The organism is Serratia sp. EC4 (assembly GCF_059652115.1).
Genome location: NZ_JBNIDE010000002.1, coordinates 1 through 22,717 on the forward strand (window position 1 = coordinate 1; position 22,717 = coordinate 22,717).

Below are 22,717 nucleotides of genomic sequence, written 5' to 3' on the forward strand. Positions count from 1 at the left end.
TGCGATGTTGCCGGCATCGAAAGATGCAACGTAAAAGAATCGGTGGAGCGGTAGTTCAGTTGGTTAGAATACCTGCCTGTCACGCAGGGGGTCGCGGGTTCGAGCCCCGTCCGTTCCGCCACTTAATTGATAAGCCCTGAGTCTCGACTCAGGGCTTTTTCATATCTGCATTTTGCGCTTTTCAGGCCGGAATTGTCCTTCCTTACCGCCTTACCCCCCATATTGTTGCCGTTAGATCAAAAGTCTTATGCCGAACCAGGCGTTTTTGATCAATAAAAAAGTTGCCATAATCTTCCTCATACCACATCTACCTGTTAATGAGAGAAAACATTATGAGCATCCCTGCATTTGGTTTAGGTACTTTCCGCCTTCAGGATCAGGTTGTTATCGATTCTGTCAGCACCGCACTCGAGCTGGGCTATCGCACTATCGATACCGCGCAGATCTATGAAAACGAAGCGGCTGTTGGCCAGGCTATCGCTGCCAGCGGCGTGAAACGTGAAGACCTGTTCATCACCACCAAGATTTGGATCGCGAACCTGGCGAAAGGCGCGCTGATCCCAAGCCTGCAAGAAAGCCTGAAAAAACTGCAAACGTCCTACGTTGATCTGACGCTGATCCACTGGCCGTCACCCAACGACGAAGTGCCGGTTGCCGAATTTATGGCTGAGCTGCTGGAAGCGAAAAAGCTGGGACTGACTCGCCAAATTGGCGTATCTAACTTCACCATCGATTTGATGCAGCAAGCGATTGACGCGATTGGCGCCGATGAAATCGCCACCAACCAAATCGAGCTGTCACCGTTCTTGCAGAACCGCAAGGTGGTAGAATTCGCGCAGCAGCACGGCATCGCCATCACCTCTTACATGACGTTGGCCTACGGCAAAGCGCTGCAGGATGAAACGATCAAAAGCATCGCCGCTCGTCACAATGCAACTCCAGCACAGGTTGTCCTGGCTTGGGCATTGAAGCTGGGCTATGCAGTTATTCCTTCCTCGACCAAGCGTGAAAACCTGGCGAGCAACCTGTTGGCGCAGCAACTGACGCTGACCGACGAAGATATGGCGCAGATTGCCGCACTGGAGTGCAACGGCCGTCTGGTTAGCCCGGAAGGTCTGGCGCCAAACTGGGATTAATCATTCCTCGCAGTAGTCAGCATAAGGCGCCCATCGGGGCGCCTTTTTTATCGTTTCAGGTATTCACTCACAAAATCAATAAAGCTGCGCAGACGGTTGCTGACGGCGCTGTCGCTGTAATAAACCGCGTTGATCGGCATGGCGACCGGCAGTGTCGCTTCCACCAGAATCGGAACCAAATCTCCACGTTTGATATCTTCGTCGCTCATAAAGTCCGACAGGCAGGCGATACCGTTGCCATGCAGACAGAGATGGCGCTGGGTTTCTCCGCTATTGGTCGTCAAGCCTGGGGTGATTTCCAACTGGCTGCCATCTGAACAAGCCAGCGGCCAGCGGTTCAGGCTGGGCAGGTCGTTGAAGCCGATGCAGCAGTGATGTGCAAGATCTTCTACCGTTAGCGGCGTGCCGTGTTGAGCCAGATAGGCGGGAGAGGCGAGCACATGCCGATAGCTGGTCATCAGTTTGCGTGCTTTCAGGGTGGAATCGGTCAGTTCGCCTACGCGGATTGCGATATCCACTTTTCGCTCGATCAAATTGATAAAGTTTTCCGAAGACACCAGCGATAGCGACATTTCAGGATAACGTTCGCGGAACTCCGCCACTAAAGGCGTCAGCATGTGCAGCACCACCGGCGTTGCCGCGTCGACGCGCAGCAGGCCTTGCGGACGCTGGCGGCTTTCCATCAGCGCATTTTCCGCCGCGGCCATGTCGTTCAGTACCTTCTGCACCTGGCGAAAGTAACTCTCTCCTTCCTGAGTCAGGCTGATTTGGCGCGTGGTGCGGTTGAGCAACGTCACGCCCAGTTTGCTTTCCAGTTTTTTCACCGTTCGGCTGACTACGGAGTTCGCTTGTTCCAGGCGTTCGGCCGCGCGGCTGAAGCTGCCGCTTTCCACTACGGTGACAAAGGTGATCAGCTCGTCTGAGTTTGCTTTCATTTTTGCTCCGATAGCAAAGTTAATTTGAAATTTTGAGCATTTTTATCATTTAAGCATAGGCCGATAATAGCCGTCATCAACTTGAATGCTATTTCGGAGTAAAAAATGCCACTCGCATTACTTGCCTTAACCATCAGCGCTTTTGCTATCGGCACGACCGAGTTCGTGATTGTCGGGTTGATCCCGACTATCGCGGGACAGCTTGGGGTGACCGTACCGTCCGCTGGATTGCTGGTGACTATCTATGCCCTCGGCGTGGCCATTGGCGCGCCGGTGCTGACGGCCCTGACCAGCCGTATACCGCGCAAGCTGCTGCTGGTTGGCCTGATGGCGCTGTTCACTCTCGGCAACCTGCTGGCCTGGCAATCACCCAGCTATGAATCGCTGGTGATTGCCCGGTTGTTGACCGGCCTGGCGCACGGCGTGTTCTTCTCTATCGGCTCCACTATCGCGACGAGCCTGGTGGCGAAAGAGAAGGCGGCTTCCGCCATCGCCATCATGTTTGGTGGCCTGACGGTGGCGCTGGTGACCGGCGTACCGTTAGGGACGTTCATCGGCCAGCAGTTTGGCTGGCGTGAAACCTTCCTGGCCGTTTCTCTGATTGGCGCGGTCGCTACGGTGGCCAGCATTATTCTGGTGCCGAACAATATCAAGAACCAGGGCAGCGCCGGCGTGCGGGAACAGATGAAAGTACTGACTCATCCTCGTCTGCTGCTGATTTACGCAATTACCGCATTGGGATACGGCGGGGTCTTCACGACCTTTACCTTCCTTGCGCCCATGATGCAGGAACTGGCGGGCTTCTCTGCTCCGACCGTGAGCTGGATACTGTTGGCTTATGGCGTCGCGGTGGCGGTGGGTAACATCTGGGGGGGCAAGCTGGCCGATCGCCATGGGGCGGTGCGTGCGTTGAGCTTTATCTTTGCCGCGTTGGCCGTTTTGTTACTGGTGTTTCAGTTTACCGCCAGCCACAGTATCGCCGCTTTGCTGACGGTGATTGCGATGGGCGTGTTCGCTTTCGGCAACGTGCCGGGGCTGCAGGTCTATGTGGTACAAAAAGCCGCGCAATACACGCCAAATGCGGTGGATGTGGCGTCCGGTCTCAACATCGCGGCGTTCAACATCGGCATTGCGCTTGGTTCGGTGATTGGCGGCCAGACCGTTGCCTCGCTGGGGCTGGCGCAGACCCCCTGGATTGGCGCGCTGATCGTGGTGGTTGCATTGTTGCTGGTTAGCCTCAGTGGCCGTCTGGATAAAAAGTCTCAGCGGCAAACAGCTTGATAGGCAACCATTACTGCCTGGCCCGCGTTTTGCGGGCCTTTTCGCATTTTTCACCTATTATCCCCCCACCTTTACACAGCTATACCGTCAGAAGATTGAAATCGCTGCAGGTGGCCCCTATAACTGAAAAGGTGATGCCCGCAAAAGCCATGCCCTCTATACGGGGTAGGCGTATAATCAATTCATCGTTGGCGAGTCTTCATCGCCAGTTTTCATGTTACTGGGTAATAGGCGAATCGCGTGCCGAAACGAACTTATGCAATGCGGTATGTTGCAGGTCAGCCAGTTGAGCGAATCTTTCCTGGCGCCGTTAACCAGCCGTTACCGCCAGGGGCGGCGCTGCCGACGACCGGCGCCTTGCGCGTTATGGTGTGGAATATTTTCAAACAGCAGCGAGCCGACTGGCTTTCGGTGCTGAAAAACCATGGCAAAGACGCGCAACTGGTGCTGTTGCAAGAGGCGCAAACCACGCCGGAGCTGGTGAGCTACGCTACCGCCAACTACCTGGCGGCCGATCAGGTACCGGCCTTTGTGCTGCCGCAGCACCCTTCCGGCGTGATGACGCTGGCGGCCGCTCATCCTGTTTACTGTTGCCCGCTGCGCGAGCGAGAGCCGCTGCTGCGGCTGTCCAAGTCGGCCCTGATCACCGTTTATCCGCTGTACAACGGCGAGCTGTTGATGGTGGTGAACATCCATGCGGTGAACTTTAGCCTGGGCGTCGACGTCTACAGCAAGCAACTGGGGCCAATCGGTGAGCAGATCGCCAGCCACCGGGGGCCGGTGATCATGGCCGGGGACTTCAACGCCTGGAGCCGCAAGCGCATCAATGCGCTGTATGACTTCGCCGGAGAGATGGCGCTGCGCGAAGTGAGCTTCGCCGACGATCATCGCCGCAAGGCCTTCGGCCGTCCGCTGGATTTCGTATTTTACCGCAATCTGGGGGTGGTGGAGGCGTCGGTATTGGTGACCAGCGCGTCGGATCACAATCCGTTGTTGGTGGAGTTCCACCCGGAAAAAGACTCTCCCGTCTGGTGAATCGCAGGTAATAAAAAAGCACCCCGCAGGGTGCTTTTTTGTGCCGGAAACTTAGGTATCCGGCGTTAGCTTGTTGCCGACAAACAGGGTCAGCTTCAGACCTGGCTGCAGGTTGCCTTTGGCGAGCGTTGAATTCCAACGCATCACGTCGTTAATATCGACGCCGTGACGACGTGCGATACTGGCGAGCGAATCACCTTTACGAACCTGGTAGGTGATACTGCTGTTACTGCCAGTATTGCTGGCCACTTGCAGGGTTTGCCCAACTTTTATGGCGCTCTTGGCGCGTAAGTTGTTCCAACTCTGCAAATCGCTGGTCTTAACGTTCAGCCGCTTGGCAATGCCCGATAAGGTGTCGCCGGAGCGCACTTTATACGAACTGCCACCGGTCAAACCGCTGTTCTTCGCCAACTGCGTCGTTGGCTGAGTCACGGCGATCTGGCCATCGGCCAGCGAGTCTTTCAGTTGCTCGGCATGTCCTTTGGGAACCATGATGTAATGGGGCCCGTTGGGTGCCGTAACGCCTTTTTTGTAGCCTGGGTTATACGCTTTCATCTTGGTGACTGAAAGTCCTGCCATCTCAGCCGCCTGAGTCAGCTGGATCTGCTGTCCGACATCAATACGCGCCAGCGCACGGGTTTCATCCGTTTTCGGGAGTTTCACGCCGTACTTCTTGCTGTTCTTGATGATGTCGCTCAGCGCCAGCATTTTCGGGACATAGATTGACGTTTCACGCGGAAGCGACAATGCCCAGAAATTGGTTGGCTTACCCTGGCGTTTGTTTGCCTTCACCGCTTGCATCACGCGGCCTTCACCACTGTTATAGGCGGCTACGGTCAGTAACCAGTCGCCGTTAAACATGCGGTTCAAGCGCTGCATCATGTTAAGCGCAGCGGTTGTTGAGGCGACGACATCGCGTCGACCGTCATACCACTGATTGTTTTTCAAACCATAATTGCGACCCGTTTGCGGCACGATTTGCCATAGCCCTGCGGCGTTGGCACTTGACGTGGCGTGTGGGTCAAAAGCGCTCTCCACTATGGGTAGCAGTACCAGTTCCATCGGCATATTACGTTTCTTAATCTGCCCGACTATCCAGTACATGTACGGCTCTGCCCGTAATGTTACATCGTGGAGATAGCTCTTACTTTTTAAGTACTTTCTTTTCTGATCACGGATCCGGGAATTTTCCGGAACCTCCATCTTCAGCTCGTCGCTAATGAAGTTCCACAGGTCCTGTTGCGCGGCGGGACTGTTGTTATCCAACCACCGCGCCGAGCTCGCTCGGCCATTTGCTGTGTACTCTCCTGCTTCACCATCTTGACCAGCCGAAGACAAACTCTGTGCATGCTGTTCTGGCGCCGGTGCGTCCTGCCTGGACGACTGGCAACCCACTAGCAAGACTGAGGCGAGAAATATCGCTTTAGCCTTCATGTGTGTGTCAATGTAGTTGCTTAAAAGACGAGCAATAATACTTTGCTTCGCCAAATAACACAACTAAAAGCTTAGAAGTTATCTTTCCGCAGGCGTAATTCGGAAAAAACTGAATGAAGGCTTTGGGGTGGTGAATTAAAGCCTAATTTCTTTTGTAAATCAGTGTCATGGCAGCGTAAAAATAGGTTAATTTTGCGCTCTAATTGCAATGTAGTCGGCACGCTGGCTTGGCCTTTTGCCCTTAACGCTTCAACATGTTGTTGATATGTTTCAATCTCTCGATCTTCCGGCAAAATAGCCCGCGCAAACTTAAGATTTGAAAGAGTATATTCATGCGCGCAGCAAATTAAGGTGTTATCGGGAAGTTGCGCGAGTTGTTGAAATGAGTCGTACATTTGTTTGGCGGTGCCTTCAAACAGCCTGCCGCAGCCGGCGGAGAAAATGGTGTCGCCGCAGAACAGATAAGGGGCACTATAGAATGCCACATGGCCCAACGTATGACCGGGAACGGCGATAGTCTTGTAGTGGCGGCCATCGATGTCAAAGGTGTCGCCATCGCGGACGATGTGGTTGGCGCCTTTGTCCGCGGTTTCTTGCGGCCCATAGACGGCCAGGCCGGGATACTGCGTCACGATCTGCGCCACGCCGCCGACGTGATCGTGATGATGGTGGGTCAGCAGGATCGCCGCCGGCGCCAGCTGCAGGCGCTGCAACGCTTCAAGTACCGGCTGCGCTTCACCCGGATCGACGATAATGCAGCGCCCCTGTCGGTCATCCAATAACCAAATGTAATTGTCCTGGAAGGCGGGAATGCTGATAAGATTCATGGTGTACCTCTCGTTGGCAACGGCTTGAAAGAAGATAATAAATCATGAAACCAGCCCATACTCTACAAAAGCTCACCGGCCCGCAGTCCTGGGCTGAGCTGCCGTGGGGGGAGTACTATCGTGAAGCGCTCGAGCGGCAGTTGCAACCCTGGTGGCCCAAGCTGTTCGGTTTCCATCTGCTGAAGATGGGCATGCTCAGCGCCGAGCTGGCCACGGACAAATGCGCAATCTCCCATCAGGTTAACGTAGGGCTGGAGGGGGAAGGGCTGCAGGTGGTTGCCGATGCTTATCAACTGCCGTTCGCCGCCAAGTCGGTAGATGCCTGCCTGCTGGCGCATACGCTGTCCTATGCGGACGATCCGCACCGCATGCTGCGTGAAGTGGACAGGGTGTTGATCGACGACGGCTGGTTGGTCATCAGCAGCTTCAATCCGTTCAGCCTGCTGGGATTGGGCAAGCTGGTGCCCGGGTTGCGTCGCCGCCAGCCCTATGTCAGCCGCATGTTTACCCAGATGCGGCTGCTGGATTGGCTCAGCCTGCTGAATTACGAGGTGTTGCACCAGGCGCGTTTTCACGTGCTGCCGTGGCACCGCAAGGGCGGCAAGTTTTTATGTACCCATTTGCCGGCGCTGGGCTGCATGAGCGTGATTGTGGCGCGTAAGCGCACCTTGCCGCTGACGCCTACGCCGATGAAACTGGGGGCGAGAAAGCCGTCTCTCAGCCGCGCGGTGGGCGCGACCAAGAGCTATCGCAAGCTGCCTTAGGCTTCCGGTTGGTAACCGACGTCTTCCTGCGTCGGTTTGCCGGCCGCTTCGCGCGCCAGCACGTCACAACGTTCGTTCTCCGGATGGCCGGCGTGGCCCTTGACCCATTCCCATTTCACCTCGTGGCGCTGAATGGCCTGATCCAGCCGCTGCCACAGATCGACATTTTTGACCGGTTTTTTGTCGGCGGTTTTCCAACCGCGTTTCTTCCAGTTATGGATCCAGCTGGTGATGCCCTGGCGCACGTACTGGCTGTCGGTGCTGAGCGTCACGGCACAGGGGACGGTCAGCGCTTCCAGCGCCACGATCGCCGCCATCATTTCCATGCGGTTATTGGTGGTCAGACGAAATCCTTCGCTGAAGGTTTTTTCCGTCTGCTTATAGCGTAGTATCGCGCCGTAGCCACCGGGGCCGGGGTTGCCAAGGCAGGAGCCGTCGGTGAAAATTTCTACCTGTTTGAGCATCTCTGGTAGACTCTTCCTATCAGTTTTATAAAAGCCAAGTCTGACATAAACGAGCGCTGTGAGCACTGCAATATGATCTCTACAACCACCAGACAGATTGTCCTCGATACCGAAACCACCGGTATGAACAAGCTTGGGGTGCACTACGAAGGGCACCGTATCATCGAAATCGGTGCGGTGGAGGTGATTAACCGCCGCCTGACCGGGCGCAACTTCCACGTTTACATCAAGCCGGATAGGCTGGTGGATCCGGAAGCCTACGGCGTACACGGCATCAGCGACGACTTCCTGGCCGACAAGCCGACCTTCGATCAGGTTGCCGAGGAATTCCTCGACTTTATCCGCGGCGGCGAGCTGGTGATCCATAACGCGGCGTTCGATATCGGCTTTATGGATCACGAATTCCGCATGTTGCAGCAGGGCATCCCGAAAACCGAGACCTTCTGCACCATCACCGACAGCCTGTTGATGGCGCGTCGCCTGTTCCCGGGCAAGCGCAACAACCTCGATGCCTTGTGCAGCCGTTATGAGATAGATAACAGCAAGCGTACGCTGCACGGCGCATTGCTCGATGCCGAGATCCTGGCGGAAGTCTATCTGGCGATGACCGGCGGTCAGACCTCGATAGCGTTCCAGATGGAGGGGGATACCCAGCAAAATGACGCCGCGCAAGAAATACAGCGCATTGTCCGTCCGGCGACGGCGATGAAAGTGGTCTACGCCAGCGACGAAGAAGTGAAGGCGCATGAGGCGCGTCTGGATCTGGTGGCAAAAAAGGGCGGTAGCTGCCTGTGGCGCGGGGCGCCGGCGGAATAACGGCGTTTTTGCGTGAAAAAACCTCACCGGATGAATCTTCGTTGAAAAACTGTGCAAACGGTTCATTTGCGGAGAAAAAGGCGTTGACGGAACCGAGAGGCGTCCGTAATATGCGCCTCGTTCCCCCGCAAGAGGGAATGGCGCGGAGCGGTAGTTCAGTTGGTTAGAATACCTGCCTGTCACGCAGGGGGTCGCGGGTTCGAGCCCCGTCCGTTCCGCCACTATTCAGAAGCCCTGAGTTAGCGATAACTCAGGGCTTCGTCGTTTCCGTTCTCTGAAAAACGGTGCGGCCCAATCAACGGGGCCGGCGGACCGGCCCCTTATCCTCAGAATAACACCGAATAGTTCAAGCCGAAGGTGCGTCCGCGGCCTTTATAGCTGTATAGCTCAGGCGAGCCGTAGGTCGGACTGTACAGGATCGGCGCGCGTTGGCCCCAAACGGTGGTGTACTCCTTGTCCAGCAGGTTTTCCACGCTGAAGCTGATTTTTCCTACCGGCAGGGTATAGCTGCCGAGGAAGTCGACGGTGTTGTAGCCATCGATCTTGCGGCCCTGAGTGGAGTTGGCTTTGGTGTAATCGCCATCGTCCGACACGTCGAAGGTTTGCTGCGACTGTAAGCGCAGATTCCAGTCGCCCGGCGCCCAGCCGACATAAGCGGTGACTTTCGATGGGCTGGCGGTATCGACCACCAGCTTCTTCCATTCGCCGTTGACCTTGGTTTCGGAACGAATGAGGTTGAAGTTGGTACCGGCGCTCCAGTCGCTGTCTTCAAAGAAATAATCCACCGCGCCTTCCAGCCCATAGATGCGCCGCTTGTCCGCATTGACGTTGATGGTCATGTCGGTTTTGTTGATGGCGATGCTCTTGTCGGACAGCGAGTAGTAGGCGGCGATTTGCGTGCGCAGGTTATCACCGGTATAGCGCCAGCCCAGCTCGTAGGCGTTGACCTTGATGCCTTCCAGCTTGGAATCGCCGACGTTGACGCTCTTCAACAACTGGTAATGGCTGCCGTTCAACGCGTAGGTGCCGTTGCCGTAATATTTGCCCGGATCCGGGATCTCGAAGCCCTGAGAGAAGTTGAACCAGGTTTGCTGGCGCTCGGTCAGATGTGCCAACAGGCCGGCGTTGAACAGCGCGTTGTTGTAGTCGGTTTTCCCTCCCGGTATAGCGTCGGCGGACGTCGCGGCGCCGGTGGCGATTGCCTGCTGCTGGTTATAACCGACGAAGTCATCAATCTTGTTTTCGGTGTACTGATAACGCACGCCGCCGCTCAGGGTGAAAATGGGGTTGATGTCGTAGCTGGCCTGCAGGAACGACGCCAGGTTGCTGGTGGTATAGCTCGGGTAGCGGCCGGTGCTGTAAGCGTTCTCCAGCGTCATGCCACCCGACTGCTGAGCCTTCGCCAGGTTGAAGAACTGTTGGTTGGCGTTGAAGCTTTCATGCTCGGCGTCGATGCCGTAAGTCAGCGTCAGCGCGTCGACAGGTTTGCTGTTTAACGTCAGTTTGCCGCCGTAAAAATCGGTTTTTTGCTGCGAAGCGCCAATGCTGCTGACGTAATAGTTCGGCGCTTTGCCCGCCAGCGTTGGGAATGGGTAGAAGGTCAACGTTTCGTCGCGATAGTAGACCTGCGCCACCATATCCTGGCCGAGGAAATCGGTGTTGGAATATTGCAGGTTGATCAGGTGGCGCTCGGTGCCGGGGATGCGATCGGAGTTTAAGTTACCGCTGTTGTACGCCTTGGCGTTGCCGGTCACCGCCGCAAAGTTCTCCCCCAGAAACAGGCCGTGATCGCCGTCGGATTGGCTTTTGTAGTATTGGGTGGTCAGCTGCAGCTGTTGATGATCGTCGATGTTGAGGGTGCCGGTGCCCATCACGTCGAGGCGATCGGAATACTGCAGGCCGGTTTGGGTATTGTCGATCAATACCTCATTGCCTTTGCCGTCATACCAGCCGCCATAGCGCTGGTAAGAAACGGACAGGCGCCCCGAGGCGTTGTCGTTGCCGCCGCTGACCGCCGCCGCCACGTTCTCGTCGTGATCGTTATGGCCGCCAAAGCCGGTTTTACCGCCGACCTGCAACTCGACCTGCTGTTCCTGTTGTCCTTTTTTGGTGACGATATTGATCAGGCCGCCGGTGCTGCCGCCGCCGTACAGCGAGGTCGCGCCGGAAATCACCTCGATATGATCGATATTGAACGGATCGATCGAATCCAACTGGCGGCTGTCGCTGCGCGATGAATTCAGGCGCACGCCGTCAATCATCACCATCATCGAGCGGCCGCGCATATTCATGCCATAGTTGGTGCGGCCCTGGCCGCTGACGTCCATGCCGGGGATCAGCTGCGCCAACATGTCCTTGATCTCTTTGCCGCCCTGAACCTGCTGTTCGATCTCCTGGCTTTCGATCACCCAGGTGGTTTGCGCCATTTCCGCCATGCTGCGGTGTGAACGGCTGGCTGAGACCACCATCTGCTCTTCGGCGCCGGCTTTCTGATCTTCGGCCCAGGCCGCTGGCGCAAGCATTGCCAGCAGACAAGGGTTCAAAACCCAAAGGTGTTTGCGTTTCATCGTTATTTATTTCCCAGGTGATATTGTTATTGCGTTATTTTTGAGAATGATTCTTTTATCAATAACGTTTCTTGTTATCAATAAAATCATGATATGATTTTTTGCGATACATTAACGTAATTAATTAGTTTTATTAACATTTTGCCCGCTGCGCGATCGAGCAACCCACGCCGTCAACACGGCAGCCGATCGGCCATACGTTCAAGCGACAGCCGTTGCCGGAGAATCGAGAACATGTCCGCCAGCTACAGAATTTTTGATATCACCTTGAAAAGCAAAATGCTGATTTCACCTTCGCTGGTGCGCTGCGTGTTTGAAGGTGCGGATATTCATCGGATGAAGCTGGAAGCGCCGGATCAGCGCATCAAACTGCTGTTGCCGGCGGCGGACGGCCAGATCCCGCAATTGGCCAATAGCCCGGACTGGTACGCCGATTACATGGCGATCCCCAAAGAGCGGCGCCCGGTGATGCGCACTTATACGCTGCGTGCGCTGCGCCGTGAGCAGAATCAGATGGACGTCGAGTTCGTGCTGCATGGCGTGAACGGCCCGGCCTCCGCCTGGGCGACTCACGCCGAGCCGGGTGATGCCATTCAGACCGTTGCCCCCAACGCTGACTTCGACGGCGACAGCGGCGGCTACGAATGGGCGCCGCCGGCGCAGTTGCAGCAGGCGCTGTTGATCGCCGATGAAACGGCCGTGCCGGCGGCGATGGGCATTCTGGAGCAATTGGCGCAGCAGGCTAATCCGCCGCGCGTGCAGGCGTTCTTCGAAGTGCCGCAGGCGGGGGATTGCCTGGATTTGACCCGCTTCCCGTTCGCCGAGGTTTACTGGCTGCCGCGCGATGTGGGCCGCCAGTTGGCGCACGGCACGTTGCTGGTGGAAGCGGTTCGCCAGCGGGTGGATATCCCCGCGTCGGCCTGTGCGCAGGCGCAGTCCCTGGTGGAAAGCAGCCTGAGCGACGAGGTGTTGTGGGAGCGGGCGGCCGGCAGCAACGCTTTCTACGCCTGGGTGGCGGCCGAGTCTTCCACGGTGAAAACGCTGCGGCGTTACCTGATCGGCGAACGCGATCTGGACCGCGCTACCGTTAACTTCATGGCCTACTGGTGTTGAGTGCGCCGTCCTTTTCCGGCATCGGCGCTGGAGGCGCAGCAGGCCGCCGCACGGATGATGACGCGCGGCGACAAGCTGGCGGCGAGCGGCGCGGAGCCTTTATCTGTCTGCCGAACATCGACGTGGCAATCGCCGGCTGGGAGCGTGTTTAATCAGTCGAGACGCAGAAAGCTGTCGGCGTCGCGCCAGGCCGGGAAGGCGCTGCGGTAACTCTGCAGGGTTTCCAGCGACAGCTCAGCGTCCAGCTGCGCGGCTGCGCCGGGCTCGGCATCCGCCAGGATCTCGCCCTGCGGGCTGATGATCAGGCTGTCTCCGCTGTAGTTCAGGCCGTTGGCATCGTCGCCCACCCGGTTGCAGCCCGCCACATACACCTGATTTTCAATCGCCCGCGCCGCCAGCAGCGTTTGCCAATGGCGGCTGCGCGGCGCCGGCCAGTTGGCGACGTACAGCGCCAGATCGTAATCCTGCTGATAGCGCGCCCAGACCGGGAAACGCAGGTCGTAGCAGATCTGCGGCAGGATGCGCCAGCCGCGCCACTCGAAGATTTCACGCCGGTTGCCGGCCTGGTAGTGCAGGTGTTCGCCGGCCATGCGGAACAGATGGCGTTTATCATAGGCATGCACCTGGCCGCCCGGCTCCACCAGCAGGAAGCGGTTGACCGCGCCCTCGTCAGTTTTCAGCGCCACGCTGCCGCCGATTAACGCATGGCTTTTCACCGCCCAACCGTGCAGCCAGTCGATCACCTGCTGTTCGGGCAGGGCGCTCTCGCCGGCATCCATGGCGAAACCGGTGGTGAACATTTCCGGCAAGACGATGAGATCACGCCCGGCGATCGGCGCCAGCAACGCGTCGAAGGCGGCCAGGTTAGCGAGGCCGTCGCGCCAGACCAGCGGTTGCTGCAACAGGGTAATTTTTAAAGTCGACATAACCGCTCCGCAGCTGCATCCAGCGTGGCGTCCTGTTTAGCGAAGCACAGCCGGATCAATTTATGGGGGAAAGGATCGGCACAGAAGACCGACAGCGGAATGGCCGCCACGCCCACGTGCTCGGTTAACCAATGGCAGAACGCTACATCGTCCAGATCGGAGATGGCGCTGTAGTCCGCCAGCAAGAAGTATGTACCGGCACAGGGTAAAATTTCCAGTCGGCTGCTCGCCAGCGCCTGCACAAAGCGATCTCGCTTGGCGCGATAGAACGCCGGCAGCTGTCGCCAGTGCTCCGGCTCGGCGCGCAGGCTATCCGCCAGCGCCAGCTGCGCCGGAGTATTGACCGAAAAGGTCAGGTATTGATGCACCTTGCGCACCTCAGCGCTCAGCGCGGCGGGCGCCACGCAGTAACCCACTTTCCAGCCGGTCATGTGGAAGGTTTTTCCGAAAGAGGAGACCGCGATCGCCCGTTGGCGCAGCTGCGGGTGGGCCAACACGCTGGCGTGGCCGCCTTTGGCGAAGCAGATGTGTTCGTAAACCTCGTCGCTGAGCACGTAGATTTCGCGTTCGGCGATGGCGTGCCACAGCTGTTGCATGTCTTCCGCCTGCCAGGCGGTGGCGGACGGGTTGTGCGGCGTGTTGACGATCACCAGGCGGGTGCGCGGCGACAGCGCGGCGGCGAACCGTTGCCAATCCACGGCAAACGCGGGCGGCTGCAGGGCGAGGCGTTTGAGTACGCCGCCCGCCAGCGTCACCGCCGGCGCGTAGCTGTCGTAGCTCGGATCGAAACAGACAACCTCATCGCCGGGGCGCACCAGCGCGGTGATGGCGGCGAACAGCGCTTCGGTGGCGCCGGCGGTGACGGTCACTTCGCCGCCGGCGTCCGGCTGCCAGCCATACAGCTCGGCGGTTTTGTCGGCGATGGCTTCGCGCAGCGCCGCCACGCCGGTCATCGGCGCATATTGGTTGGCGCCCTGGGCGACGTGCCAAGCCAGGCGTTCTTTCAGGTAGTCCGGCCCGTCGAAATCAGGGAAGCCCTGCGACAGGTTGATCGCCTGATGCTGCTGCGCCAGCGCGCTCATTTGGGTGAAGATGGTGGTGCCCAGGGCAGGCAGTTTACTTTCGGGAATCAATGCGGAAGTGCTCATAGCAGGTGAATACTCCAGGCGCTTATATTGCCGTCAATATAACACGATGCTAGTATTTGGCAATCAAGACGCTTAGATGGCTAAATGCGAAAAAGTGCTTAGCCCGCCACGCGGCAGGCAACGTTTCATCTGCCGGCCGCCTTACCGAACGGGAAACGATAACAATGACGGAGAATCCGCAACTTACCGCATTACTGGCGGCCTGCCACTGGATTGGCGACAAAGGCTGGTGTCCGGCGACCGGCGGCAACATGTCGCTGCGCCTCGACGAACGCCAGTGCCTGGTCACCGAATCCGGCAAAGACAAAGGCAGCCTGAGCGCCGCCGATTTTCTGCAGGTGGATATCGCCGACAATCATGTGCCGAGCGGCCGTACACCGTCGGCGGAAACCGGGCTGCATACGCTGCTCTATCGCTTGTACCCGCACCTTGGCGCGGTGTTGCATACCCATTCCGTCAACGCCACCGTGTTGTCGCGGGTGGAACGCGGCGATGCGTTGGTGCTGCAGGGGTACGAAATGCAAAAGTCGCTCGCCGGTCAGCGCAGCCACCTGGACAGCGTGGCGATCCCCATTTTCGATAACGATCAGGACATTCCCCGGCTGGCGTCGCGCGTCGCGGCCTATGCCGAGGTCACGCCGCTGCAGTACGGTTTTCTGGTGCGCGGCCACGGTCTCTATTGCTGGGGAAGCCAGGTGGCGGAAGCCCGCCGCCATCTCGAAGGACTGGAATTCCTGTTCCAGTGTGAACTGCAACGTCGTTTGCTGGAGGCGAAATGATCCGCGCTATCGTGACCGATATTGAAGGCACCACCAGCGATATTCGCTTCGTGCATCAGGTACTGTTTCCTTACGCCCGTGAACGGCTGGCGGATTTTGTGCGCCGCCATGCCGCTGAGAGCGAAGTTGCCGCGCCGCTGGCGGCGCTGCGCGCTGAAATTGACCAGCCGCAGGCGGATCTCGACGCGCTGATCGCCGCGCTGTACCGCTTTATGGATGAAGACCGCAAATCCACCGCGCTCAAGGCGCTGCAGGGCATCATCTGGCGCAGCGGCTATCGCGAAGGGGATTTCCGCGGGCATCTGTACCCGGAGGTCGCGGGGCAGTTGGCCGCCTGGCAGCGTCAGGGGCTGAAGCTTTACGTCTATTCCTCCGGTTCGGTGGAAGCGCAGAAACTGCTGTTCGGCCACAGCAGCGCCGGCGATCTGCAGCCGCTGTTCAGCGGCTATTTCGACACGCACGTCGGCGCCAAGCGTGAAACCGCGTCGTACCGCAACATTGCGCAGGCTATCGGCATCGCGCCCGACGAACTGCTGTTCCTGTCCGATATCCACCAGGAACTGGACGCCGCGCAGGCCGCCGGCTGGCATACCTGCCAGCTGATCCGCGATGAGGCGGATGCACAGAGCCGGCATCCGCAGGTCAGCCGTTTTGATCATATCGATTTAGGGGAGTTTGTCTCATGAGTGGATTGACCATTTTCAGTGATACAGCGCCGCAGCAGCCGCTGTGGCAGAGCCGCGACGCGCAGGAGATCCAGCGGCAGCTGGCGCAGATCGGCGTGCGCTTTGAGCGTTGGCAGGCGGATCGCGAACTGGGCGACAATCCGCAGCCGCAGGCGGTGATCGCCGCCTACCAGCATGAGATCGACCGGCTGGTGGCGGAAAAGGGCTACCAGAGCTGGGACGTGATCAGCATGCGGCCGGACCACGAACAGCGCCAGGCGCTGCGCGAAAAATTCCTGTCCGAACATACGCACGGCGAAGATGAAGTGCGCTTTTTCGTTGAAGGGGCGGGGCTGTTTTGCCTGCATCTGGACGGCAAGATCTTCCAGATCCTGTGCGAAAAGAACGATCTGATCTCAGTGCCGGCCAACACCCGTCACTGGTTCGATATGGGCTCGGCGCCGCACTTTACCGCGATCCGGGTATTTGACAACCCGGAAGGCTGGGTGGCGCATTTCACCGGCGACACGATCGCCGATGCCTATCCGCGTCTGGACTGATCGTCAACCGGCGGGCGTTAACCCAGCGCCCGCTGGAAAATCCCCGCTTCAACCTGCTGAGGCGTGATCACGCCGCTGTCGAACACCCACCCGCTGATAAGCTTCGCCGGCGTGACGTCGAACGCCGGATTGTAGACCGGCGCATCGGCCGGCGCCCACTGACAGGCGCCGAAGCTGCCTGAAACGCCGGTGACTTCGGCCGCCGCGCGTTGCTCGATCGGGATGGCGGCGCCGTCCGGACAGTGCGGATCGTGGGTGGTATGCGGGGCAGCCACGTAGAATGGAATGCCATGGTAGTGCGCCAGCACCGCCAGGCTGTAAGTGCCAATCTTGTTGGCGACGTCGCCGTTGGCGGCGATGCGATCCGCGCCGACCCACACCGCATCGACCTGGCCTTGCGCCATCAGGCTGGCGGCCATTGAATCGCAGATCAGACGATAGGGAATGCCCAGCTCGCCCAGTTCCCAGGCGGTCAGGCGGCCGCCCTGCAGCAGCGGCCGGGTTTCATCGACCCATACTTGTTGCACCTTGCCCTGCTGGTGGGCGCGCAGCAGCACCCCGATAGCGGTGCCGACGCCGGCGGTGGCCAATCCGCCGGTATTGCAGTGGGTCAGCAGGCGGCTGCCGGGCTTGACCAGCCCTGCGCCGCGATCGGCGATGCGATCGCACAGCAGGCGATCCTCCTCCACCAACCGCAGCGCTTCGTTCACCATCGCCGGCGCCCAGTCAGGCTCCGCCAGCGCCAACTTCATGCGATCCAGATTGTTCATCAGGTTAACCGCCGTCGGGCGGGCGGCGCGCAGCGTGTGCAGCGCCTGCTCCAGCTCGGCGCGCGGCAGACCGCGTTCCGCGAGCAGCGCCAACAGCAGGCTGGCGGACAGCCCGATCAGCGGTGCGCCGCGCACCCGCAGGCTGTGAATGTGCACGACCAACTCTTCCACGCTGTCGCAAGCGCGCCACCGCTTTTCCTGCGGCAGGGCTTGCTGATCGAGGATCCAAAGGCGGTTATCTCGCAGGGTCAAACTGGTGGTGTTAAGCGCTTGCATCGGCGGTTAATTCCTTGTTGCGTGGTTATTGCATCTGAAACGCTATTCTGCCAACATGACTTCCAGATGTATAGACGTCCAAATGCTTTTACGTCTAAATAATCAAAGTCGCTGGGTCAGTGAGAGAGAACAGAGGGGTTGGGGAATGTCGCTTTATCGTACGTTTACGGCTGCCGATGCCGTTGAATATGCCCGCCAATACGGGCAGGTGGCCGAACCGCAGGCGCTGGTGAGCGCCGACGAGATCGGTGACGGCAACCTGAACCTGGTGTTCAAGATCCGCGATCGTGAAGGCGTGAGCCGGGTGATCGTCAAACAGGCGCTGCCCTACGTGCGCTGCGTGGGCGAATCCTGGCCGCTGACGTTGGATCGGGCGCGCATCGAAGCGGAAACGCTGCTGGTCCACGGCGGTTTCTGCCCGCGGCATACGGTAAAAGTCTTGCATCACGATCCCGAGTTGGCGGTGATGGTGCAGGAAGATCTCTCCGATCATCGCATCTGGCGCAGTGAACTGGTGCAGGGGAACTATCATCCGCTGGCGGCCGGGCAGCTGGCGGAATACCTGGCGCAGACGCTGTTTCACACCTCCGATTTTTATCAGTCGGCGCAGCAGAAAAAGGCGGAAGTCAGCCGTTTCACCAACCCCGAACTGTGCCAGATCACCGAGGATCTGTTCTTTACCGATCCCTATATCGACCATGAGCGCAATCAGTTCGAGGCGGCGCTGTTGCCGCAGGTGCAGGCGCTGCGCGAGGATGCGCCGCTGAAGTTGGCGGTCGCCGGCCTGAAACATCGCTTCCTCAGCAAGGCGGAGGCGCTGTTGCACGGGGATATCCACAGCGGTTCGATCTTCGTGGCGGAAGGGCGATTGAAAGCGATCGACGCCGAATTCGGTTTCTACGGCCCGATCGGTTTCGATGTCGGCACTGCGTTAGGCAACCTGCTGCTCAACTATTGCGGCCAGCCGGGGCTGTTCGGGCCGCGCGACGCCGCCGCCGGGCGCGAGCAGCGGCTGCAGGATGTGCGCGAGCTGTGGCTGATCTTTGCCGATCGCTTTCTGGCGCTGTGCCATCAGCAAAGCCGCGATGCGGCGCTGGCGACGCCGGGTTACGCTGAGCAGTTCCTGCAGCAGGTCTGGAGCGACGCGATAGGATACTGCGGCACCGAACTGATTCGGCGCACGATCGGCCTGGCGCACGTCGCCGATCTGGACAGCATCGCCGACGCCGACATGCGCCTCGACTGCCAGCGTCACGCCCTGGGATTGGGGCGCACGCTGATCGTCAATGCGCCGCAGATCGAGCATATCGACGCGCTGTTGGCGCGCATTCGTCAGCAGGGCTGAAAAGGCGGGTGCTCGTGGATCCTGCCTGACACCATCAGCCAACGGGCGGGGCGAACCCCGCCGGTGGGTTGCCTTACCGTCCGGATTCGTAAGCCAAAGTGGCCGCAACCTCCGAGTCTCTCAACCTGATGCGCAGTTCGCACAGCGAACCGCGGGTTAGCCAGATGAACGCGAGCAGCGTCATACAGACGATCACCAGTTTAAGCACGACCCGTTTTTGCTGCATTTTTGACCTCCCTATCCTTGCCTTGCGGCGGGTAAGAGGCTAACCTGATGTTGCTAGGCATCAGAGTGGCCTCGGGTTGATAATATCGACTCGGGGCCTTTCTCTTTCTCTCCTTTGCCAAGGCTCCGGACAGAAAGATCCAGAGCACCCGCCGCGCAGTCTACCCGAACTTCCTTCCCGTGAAATCCGCCGTTGCGCCAACCTGCGGCGTGGTGCGCAGTTTGTCCTGAAAGCAAAAGAAAAAAGGGGCGATGATGATCGCCCCTTGGATGCGTGGAGTGGGAATTGGCGTTAAGCCGCTTCGGTCTGCTGCTGGCGCTTAGACTGTGCCGCCGGCTTTTCCGGTTTGGCGGCCGCCAGCGCATCCGGCGCAAAGTCGTCCACGTTGATGGAGCGCAGGCGGCTCTCTTCGGCTTTCACCAGGATCTTCGCTTCATCGGCGCTGATCTTGCCTTCTTCCAGCGCGCGCTCCGCCAAACGATCCAGACGGGTGAACGGCAGGTTTTTGCCGGCCGCCTTGCACAGACGTTCGTGAATCGGCTCGGCGGCCATCACGTCGGCCAGCGCCGCTTCCAGCAGGCCGATTGGGTTATGCTCGCTCGGCGTCAGGTACTGGCCGCGCCCCAGACGGCTGCGGGTGGCGGAAGGCACCTGCAGGATCTTGGCCAACTGATGATCCAGGCGATCGGACGGCGCGGTATGCACGCGGCCGAACGGGAAGACCACGAAGCGCAGCGCGCCGGCGATAAAGCGGTTCGGGAAGTTGCGCAGCAGATCATCCAGCGCCTGTTCGGCTTTATGCAGGCTGTCTTGCACGCCCCAATGCACCAGCGGCAGATCTTCTTTCTGACGGCCTTCGTCGTCAAAGCGTTTCAGCACGGCGGAAGCCAAATACATCTGGCTGAGGATATCCCCCAGGCGAGCGGAGATGCGCTCACGGCGCTTCAGGCTGCCGCCCAGCACGCCCATGGAAACGTCCGACAGCAGCGCCAGGTTGGCGCTCAGGCGGTTCAGCTGCTGATAGTAACGACGGGTCGCGTCCTTGGTTGGCGTGGCGCTGGTGCGGCCGTTGGTCAGGCCCAGCCAGAAGCTGCGTACCTTGTTGCTGCCGACGTGGCCCAGGTGGCCGAACAGCGATTTATCGAAGGCGTTCAGATCGTTGTTCTGCGCCGCCGCCATTTCATCCAGCACATAAGGATGGCAGCGGATCGCGCCCTGACCGAAGATCATCATGGTGCGGGTCAGGATGTTCGCGCCTTCCACCGTGATGGCGATCGGTGCCCCCTGATAAGCGCGAGCCAGGAAGTTGGATTCGCCCAGCATGATGCCTTTACCGCCGGCGATATCCATGGCGTCAACGATCGACTGCTGGCCGCGGTGCGTGCAGTGGTATTTGACGATGGCCGACAGCACGGCCGGTTTCTCGCCCTGCACCAGCGCATAGGTGATCAGCGAAGCGGCGGCGTCCATCACATAGGTGTTGCCGGCGATGCGCGCCAACGGTTCCTCGATCCCTTCCATCTTGCCGATGGAGATCTTGAACTGACGGCGAATGTGCGCGTAGGCGCCGGTCGCCAGGGCGATGGATTTCAGGCTGCCGGTAGAGTTGGACGGCAGGGTGATGCCGCGACCTACCGACAGGCACTCAACCAGCATGCGCCAGCCCTGGCCGGCCATTTTCGGCCCGCCGATGATGTAATCGATCGGCACGAACACGTCGGTGCCGCGGGTCGGGCCGTTCTGGAACGGCACGTTCAGCGGGAAGTGACGGTTGCCGATTTCCACGCCCGGGGTGCTGGTCGGGATCAGCGCACAGGTGATGCCCGGGGATTCGTTGTCGCTCAGCAGGCGGTTCGGGTCATGCAGTTTGAACGCCAGGCCCAGTACGGTGGCGACCGGCGCCAACGTGATGTAGCGCTTGTTCCAGGTCAGGCGCATGCCCAGCACCTGCTTGCCTTGCCATTCGCCCATGCACACGGTGCCGACGTCCGGGATCGCGCCGGCATCGGAACCCGCTTCCGGGCTGGTCAGCGCGAAGCATGGGATTTCGTCGCCGCGCGCCAGGCCCGGCAGATAGTGGTTTTTCTGTTCTTCGGTACCGTAGTGCTGCAGCAGTTCGCCCGGGCCGAGGGAGTTCGGTACGCCGACGGTGATCGCCAGGATGCCGGAAACGCCGGCCAGTTTTTGCAGCACCATCGCCTGAGCGTAAGGGGAGAATTCCAGACCGCCGTACTCTTTCTTGATGATCATCGCGAAGAAACGGTGTTCTTTCAGGTACGCCCAGAGTTCTGGCGGCAGATCGGCCAGTTCGTGGGTGATCTGGAAGTCGTTGGCCATGCGGCAGGCTTCTTCCACCGGGCCGTCGATAAACGCCTGCTCTTCTTCCGTCAGGCGCGGTTTCGGGTAGCTGTGCAGTTTGTTCCAGTCCGGCGCACCGCGGAACAGATCGCCTTCCCACCAAGTGGTGCCGGCGTCGATCGCTTCCTTCTCGGTGGTGGACATCGGCGGCATCACCTTGCGGAAGGCGCGCAGCGCCGGCGCGGAGAGCAGGGAACGGCGCACAGAGGAAAGGTTCAGCGGCAGCAGCACGATCGCCAGCGGCAGCAACAGCCAGAAGCTCCACAGGCCGATAGCGCCCATGACGGCGGTGTACGCCACCAGGATCAGGCTGCTGAGGGTAAGGTTCACTCGGTGGTAGAACACCACGCCGAGGAGAGCCAGGAAAACGACGATACTAAGAACCATCATAAGAAGCTCCGAAGTAGTAAGAGGTCTGACCTGTTGTGTGTATGTAATAGGTTTTAGTACAAGGCAGAATTTTTATCAATGCGTTTACAGTTTAATTACAACTCAGGTCACAAACTGACAGCACCAATCATCAAAAACCTCTCCGCTTCCTTAACCGGCGCGCTGTTTGGCCGAGAATGCTTCTCGCTGTTTCCGCGATCCGGTACACTGCGGAGCGGAAGATTTGACGATAACAAGAGGTTCCTCATGTACCACGACCTTATTCGCAGTGAACTGAACGAAGCGGCTGATACCCTGGCGAAATTTATCAATGACGACGCCAACATCGACGCCATCCAACGCGCGGCGGTGCTGCTGGCGGATTCCTTCAAAGCCGGCGGTAAAGTGATTTCCTGCGGCAACGGCGGTTCCCATTGCGACGCGATGCATTTCGCCGAAGAGCTGACCGGCCGCTACCGCGAAAACCGCCCGGGCTACCCGGCGATTGCCATCTCGGACGTGAGCCACCTGTCCTGCGTCAGCAACGACTTCGGCTATGAGTATGTGTTCTCGCGCTATGTGGAAGCGGTGGGCCGCGAAGGCGACGTGCTGCTGGGCATTTCCACCTCCGGCAACTCCGGCAACATCATCAAGGCTATCGACGCGGCGCGTGCCAAGGGGATGAAAGTGATCACCCTGACCGGCAAGGACGGCGGCAAGATGGCGGGTTCCGCCGATGTGGAAATTCGCGTGCCGCACTTCGGTTACGCCGATCGCATTCAGGAAATCCACATTAAAGCGATTCACATCTTGATTCAGCTGATCGAAAAAGAGATGGTTAAGGCGTAATAGCCTTCGGGGGGCTGCGGCTCCCCATGAATAAGACTGCGGGCGCCGCATGTATGCCGTGTCCGCACAGTCTG

21 protein-coding genes and 2 tRNA genes are annotated in these 22,717 nt (G+C 59.0%); 13 read left to right on the top strand and 10 right to left on the bottom strand.

Annotated features, from left to right (window positions below; translation table 11 throughout):
- Positions 1-44: 44 nt before the first annotated feature.
- A tRNA-Asp gene (locus ACP39K_RS06590) sits at positions 45-121 on the top strand.
- Positions 122-332: 211 nt separating this feature from the next.
- Entirely contained in the window at positions 333-1,136 is an 804-nt protein-coding gene (gene dkgB, locus ACP39K_RS06595; protein ID WP_016929009.1) for a 2,5-didehydrogluconate reductase DkgB, read from the top strand.
- 47 nt (positions 1,137-1,183) lie between these two features.
- On the opposite strand, the gene yafC is transcribed toward dkgB, so the two are convergent.
- The gene (gene yafC / locus ACP39K_RS06600) at positions 1,184-2,071 is read right to left on the bottom strand and encodes a DNA-binding transcriptional regulator YafC (protein WP_048796425.1); all 888 of its coding nucleotides are present in this window, start codon (positions 2,069-2,071) and stop codon (positions 1,184-1,186) included.
- Between the two features lie 105 nt (positions 2,072-2,176).
- Here yafC and ACP39K_RS06605 point away from each other — a divergent pair, with 105 nt between their 5' ends.
- Together ACP39K_RS06605 and ACP39K_RS06610 are read left to right on the top strand one after the other, a co-directional pair.
- Positions 2,177-3,352, top strand: coding sequence for an MFS transporter (locus tag ACP39K_RS06605; protein ID WP_115116194.1), 1,176 nt, complete (start codon positions 2,177-2,179; stop codon positions 3,350-3,352).
- 240 nt (positions 3,353-3,592) lie between these two features.
- Entirely contained in the window at positions 3,593-4,387 is a 795-nt protein-coding gene (locus ACP39K_RS06610; RefSeq protein ID WP_028127832.1) for an endonuclease/exonuclease/phosphatase family protein, read from the top strand.
- Positions 4,388-4,438: 51 nt separating this feature from the next.
- On the opposite strand, the gene mltD is transcribed toward ACP39K_RS06610, so the two are convergent.
- The gene (mltD, locus tag ACP39K_RS06615) at positions 4,439-5,821 is read right to left on the bottom strand and encodes a murein transglycosylase D (protein WP_004930188.1); all 1,383 of its coding nucleotides are present in this window, start codon (positions 5,819-5,821) and stop codon (positions 4,439-4,441) included.
- 71 nt (positions 5,822-5,892) lie between these two features.
- On the bottom strand, positions 5,893-6,648 hold the full coding sequence (gene gloB / locus ACP39K_RS06620; RefSeq protein WP_089184248.1) for a hydroxyacylglutathione hydrolase: 756 nt from the start codon (positions 6,646-6,648) through the stop codon (positions 5,893-5,895).
- A gap of 44 nt (positions 6,649-6,692) precedes the next feature.
- Between gloB and ACP39K_RS06625 the strand changes: the two genes are divergently transcribed.
- Complete coding sequence (locus ACP39K_RS06625) at positions 6,693-7,412, top strand: class I SAM-dependent methyltransferase (RefSeq protein WP_016929004.1); 720 nt, start codon at positions 6,693-6,695, stop codon at positions 7,410-7,412.
- On the opposite strand, the gene rnhA is transcribed toward ACP39K_RS06625, so the two are convergent.
- Positions 7,409-7,876, bottom strand: a complete 468-nt coding sequence (gene rnhA / locus ACP39K_RS06630; protein WP_004930193.1) for a ribonuclease HI — start codon at positions 7,874-7,876, stop codon at positions 7,409-7,411. The genes ACP39K_RS06625 and rnhA overlap by 4 nt on opposite strands.
- A gap of 72 nt (positions 7,877-7,948) precedes the next feature.
- Here rnhA and dnaQ point away from each other — a divergent pair, with 72 nt between their 5' ends.
- Positions 7,949-8,692 carry a DNA polymerase III subunit epsilon gene (gene dnaQ / locus ACP39K_RS06635; protein WP_004930195.1) on the top strand — a complete coding sequence of 248 codons (744 nt, stop codon included), beginning with the start codon at positions 7,949-7,951 and terminating at the stop codon, positions 8,690-8,692.
- Positions 8,693-8,836: 144 nt separating this feature from the next.
- Positions 8,837-8,913: transfer RNA gene (locus ACP39K_RS06640), tRNA-Asp, on the top strand.
- A gap of 105 nt (positions 8,914-9,018) precedes the next feature.
- Here ACP39K_RS06640 and ACP39K_RS06645 read toward each other — a convergent pair.
- Complete coding sequence (locus tag ACP39K_RS06645; RefSeq protein ID WP_147827520.1) at positions 9,019-11,259, bottom strand: TonB-dependent siderophore receptor; 2,241 nt, start codon at positions 11,257-11,259, stop codon at positions 9,019-9,021.
- A 234-nt stretch (positions 11,260-11,493) separates the two neighbouring features.
- Here ACP39K_RS06645 and ACP39K_RS06650 point away from each other — a divergent pair, with 234 nt between their 5' ends.
- The gene (locus tag ACP39K_RS06650) at positions 11,494-12,372 is read left to right on the top strand and encodes a siderophore-interacting protein (protein ID WP_048795657.1); all 879 of its coding nucleotides are present in this window, start codon (positions 11,494-11,496) and stop codon (positions 12,370-12,372) included.
- Positions 12,373-12,524: 152 nt separating this feature from the next.
- Here ACP39K_RS06650 and ACP39K_RS06655 read toward each other — a convergent pair whose 3' ends face one another.
- Both ACP39K_RS06655 and ACP39K_RS06660 read right to left on the bottom strand, forming a co-directional pair.
- Positions 12,525-13,298, bottom strand: a complete 774-nt coding sequence (locus ACP39K_RS06655; protein ID WP_033641301.1) for an amidohydrolase — start codon at positions 13,296-13,298, stop codon at positions 12,525-12,527.
- The gene (locus ACP39K_RS06660; protein ID WP_016929000.1) at positions 13,286-14,446 is read right to left on the bottom strand and encodes a pyridoxal phosphate-dependent aminotransferase; all 1,161 of its coding nucleotides are present in this window, start codon (positions 14,444-14,446) and stop codon (positions 13,286-13,288) included. The genes ACP39K_RS06655 and ACP39K_RS06660 overlap by 13 nt, the downstream gene beginning before the upstream one ends.
- A gap of 164 nt (positions 14,447-14,610) precedes the next feature.
- Between ACP39K_RS06660 and ACP39K_RS06665 the strand changes: the two genes are divergently transcribed.
- Genes ACP39K_RS06665 through ACP39K_RS06675 form a run of 3 tightly spaced genes read left to right on the top strand, consistent with a single transcriptional unit; the run spans position 14,611 to position 16,450 of the window.
- Positions 14,611-15,225: a methylthioribulose 1-phosphate dehydratase gene (locus ACP39K_RS06665; RefSeq protein ID WP_016928999.1), complete on the top strand. Its 615-nt coding sequence runs from the start codon at positions 14,611-14,613 to the stop codon at positions 15,223-15,225.
- Positions 15,222-15,911, top strand: a complete 690-nt coding sequence (gene mtnC / locus ACP39K_RS06670; protein ID WP_147827517.1) for an acireductone synthase — start codon at positions 15,222-15,224, stop codon at positions 15,909-15,911. The genes ACP39K_RS06665 and mtnC overlap by 4 nt, the downstream gene beginning before the upstream one ends.
- The gene (locus tag ACP39K_RS06675) at positions 15,908-16,450 is read left to right on the top strand and encodes a 1,2-dihydroxy-3-keto-5-methylthiopentene dioxygenase (protein ID WP_028127829.1); all 543 of its coding nucleotides are present in this window, start codon (positions 15,908-15,910) and stop codon (positions 16,448-16,450) included. Before mtnC ends, ACP39K_RS06675 begins: the two co-directional genes overlap by 4 nt.
- Positions 16,451-16,467: 17 nt before the next feature.
- On the opposite strand, the gene mtnA is transcribed toward ACP39K_RS06675, so the two are convergent.
- Positions 16,468-17,496 carry an S-methyl-5-thioribose-1-phosphate isomerase gene (gene mtnA / locus ACP39K_RS06680; protein WP_497008385.1) on the bottom strand — a complete coding sequence of 343 codons (1,029 nt, stop codon included), beginning with the start codon at positions 17,494-17,496 and terminating at the stop codon, positions 16,468-16,470.
- 145 nt (positions 17,497-17,641) lie between these two features.
- Between mtnA and mtnK the strand changes: the two genes are divergently transcribed.
- On the top strand, positions 17,642-18,841 hold the full coding sequence (mtnK, locus tag ACP39K_RS06685; protein WP_016928995.1) for an S-methyl-5-thioribose kinase: 1,200 nt from the start codon (positions 17,642-17,644) through the stop codon (positions 18,839-18,841).
- Between the two features lie 73 nt (positions 18,842-18,914).
- On the opposite strand, the gene ACP39K_RS06690 is transcribed toward mtnK, so the two are convergent.
- Both ACP39K_RS06690 and fadE read right to left on the bottom strand, forming a co-directional pair.
- Entirely contained in the window at positions 18,915-19,067 is a 153-nt protein-coding gene (locus ACP39K_RS06690; protein ID WP_147827514.1) for a Hok/Gef family protein, read from the bottom strand.
- 291 nt (positions 19,068-19,358) lie between these two features.
- Positions 19,359-21,815, bottom strand: a complete 2,457-nt coding sequence (fadE, locus tag ACP39K_RS06695; protein WP_016928993.1) for an acyl-CoA dehydrogenase FadE — start codon at positions 21,813-21,815, stop codon at positions 19,359-19,361.
- Positions 21,816-22,061: 246 nt separating this feature from the next.
- On the opposite strand from fadE, the gene lpcA reads away from it, so the two are divergent.
- A complete protein-coding gene (lpcA, locus tag ACP39K_RS06700) occupies positions 22,062-22,643 on the top strand; it encodes a D-sedoheptulose 7-phosphate isomerase (RefSeq protein WP_004930220.1) in 582 nt (193 codons plus the stop codon).
- The last annotated feature ends 74 nt before the right edge of the window (positions 22,644-22,717 follow it).

Coding starts and splice junctions, on each gene's coding strand:
- ACP39K_RS06665 (WP_016928999.1), top strand. CDS start 14,611: ATGACGGAGAATCCGCAACTTACCGCATTACTGGCGGCCTGCCACTGG.
- mtnA (WP_497008385.1), bottom strand. CDS start 17,496: ATGCAAGCGCTTAACACCACCAGTTTGACCCTGCGAGATAACCGCCTT.
- mltD (WP_004930188.1), bottom strand. CDS start 5,821: ATGAAGGCTAAAGCGATATTTCTCGCCTCAGTCTTGCTAGTGGGTTGC.
- lpcA (WP_004930220.1), top strand. CDS start 22,062: ATGTACCACGACCTTATTCGCAGTGAACTGAACGAAGCGGCTGATACC.
- ACP39K_RS06675 (WP_028127829.1), top strand. CDS start 15,908: ATGAGTGGATTGACCATTTTCAGTGATACAGCGCCGCAGCAGCCGCTG.
- ACP39K_RS06605 (WP_115116194.1), top strand. CDS start 2,177: ATGCCACTCGCATTACTTGCCTTAACCATCAGCGCTTTTGCTATCGGC.
- ACP39K_RS06650 (WP_048795657.1), top strand. CDS start 11,494: ATGTCCGCCAGCTACAGAATTTTTGATATCACCTTGAAAAGCAAAATG.
- ACP39K_RS06655 (WP_033641301.1), bottom strand. CDS start 13,298: ATGTCGACTTTAAAAATTACCCTGTTGCAGCAACCGCTGGTCTGGCGC.
- ACP39K_RS06645 (WP_147827520.1), bottom strand. CDS start 11,259: ATGAAACGCAAACACCTTTGGGTTTTGAACCCTTGTCTGCTGGCAATG.
- yafC (WP_048796425.1), bottom strand. CDS start 2,071: ATGAAAGCAAACTCAGACGAGCTGATCACCTTTGTCACCGTAGTGGAA.
- mtnC (WP_147827517.1), top strand. CDS start 15,222: ATGATCCGCGCTATCGTGACCGATATTGAAGGCACCACCAGCGATATT.
- ACP39K_RS06660 (WP_016929000.1), bottom strand. CDS start 14,446: ATGAGCACTTCCGCATTGATTCCCGAAAGTAAACTGCCTGCCCTGGGC.
- ACP39K_RS06625 (WP_016929004.1), top strand. CDS start 6,693: ATGAAACCAGCCCATACTCTACAAAAGCTCACCGGCCCGCAGTCCTGG.
- mtnK (WP_016928995.1), top strand. CDS start 17,642: ATGTCGCTTTATCGTACGTTTACGGCTGCCGATGCCGTTGAATATGCC.
- ACP39K_RS06690 (WP_147827514.1), bottom strand. CDS start 19,067: ATGCAGCAAAAACGGGTCGTGCTTAAACTGGTGATCGTCTGTATGACG.
- gloB (WP_089184248.1), bottom strand. CDS start 6,648: ATGAATCTTATCAGCATTCCCGCCTTCCAGGACAATTACATTTGGTTA.
- fadE (WP_016928993.1), bottom strand. CDS start 21,815: ATGATGGTTCTTAGTATCGTCGTTTTCCTGGCTCTCCTCGGCGTGGTG.
- rnhA (WP_004930193.1), bottom strand. CDS start 7,876: ATGCTCAAACAGGTAGAAATTTTCACCGACGGCTCCTGCCTTGGCAAC.
- dnaQ (WP_004930195.1), top strand. CDS start 7,949: ATGATCTCTACAACCACCAGACAGATTGTCCTCGATACCGAAACCACC.
- dkgB (WP_016929009.1), top strand. CDS start 333: ATGAGCATCCCTGCATTTGGTTTAGGTACTTTCCGCCTTCAGGATCAG.